Source organism: Flavobacterium bomense, assembly GCF_003970355.1.
The window spans coordinates 1-1091 of the sequence record NZ_RYDJ01000244.1 but is presented as its reverse complement, the minus strand read 5'-3'; the positions used below and the strand labels follow the sequence as shown (position 1 = coordinate 1091).

Genomic DNA, 1091 nt, shown 5'->3' with positions numbered 1-1091 from the left:
GCACTTAGAGACGAATAATTATGTTTGATAGAGAAAACTGGAATGAAATTTTAGAGGCATTAACTGCCAATACTTTTCGAACGCTAATGACAGCTTTCGGAGTATTTTGGGGTATATTTATTTTAGTCATTTTATTGGCTGCTTCTAACGGATTGGAAAATGGAGTCAAAAAAGGATTTGACGGAATCGCAACCAATACTATGTTTATGTGGACACAAGGAACCTCAAAAGCATACAAAGGGTTGCCTAAAACTAGACCATTCGATTTCAAGAACAATGATGTTGAAGCCTTAAAACAAAAATTCCCAGACTTATTACATGTATCTCCTCGCAATCAATTAGGTGATGTTAACGGAGTGAGTAACGTAGTTCGTGGAACGAAAACTGGAGCTTATACCATTTATGGAGATTATCCTGAGTTGATCAAGCAAGAGCAAATGGAAATTATCAAAGGGCGTTTTGTTAATCAACAAGATATAGTCTCGAGACGTAAAGTGGCTATTATTGGTAAAGGTGTAATCGCTGAATTGTATATGAATGCGGAGGAAGTGATAGGGACTTATATTAAAATTAATGGAATCAATTTTATGGTGGTTGGAGTCTATAAATCCAAAGGAAACAATGGAGGAAATGGCGAAGGTGCTCAAAAAAATATATTCATTCCGTTTACCACTTTTCAACAAGCATTTAATTTTGGTGATACAGTGGGTTGGATGGCGCTAACAGCAAAAGATGACGCTTCAATTACAGCTTTGAAACCTGGTATTTTAGCCTTTATGCGGGAGAGACATACGATTCATCCCGATGACGAAAGGGCTGTAGGTAATTTTGATTTATTTGAAGAATTTCAGAAAGTACAACAATTATTTATGGTATTAAAATTTATTGCTTATTTCGTTGGGACATTGGTATTATTATCTGGTGTAATAGGAATATCCAATATTATGTTGATAGTAGTCAAAGAAAGAACCAAAGAAATTGGAATCCGTAGAGCATTAGGAGCAACACCCGGCGCAATACGTTCTCAAATACTATTAGAAGCCATTTTTCTAACCATAATTGCTGGGATGTTTGGAATCGCTGTGGCAACA

At 36.0% G+C, this 1091-nt stretch carries 1 protein-coding gene; it reads left to right on the top strand.

The genetic code is table 11. The features are described 5' to 3' along the window. Positions 1-20: 20 nt before the first annotated feature. The coding region (locus EKL98_RS17050) for an ABC transporter permease (RefSeq protein ID WP_148104473.1) at positions 21-1091 on the top strand (1071 nt) is incomplete at its 3' end.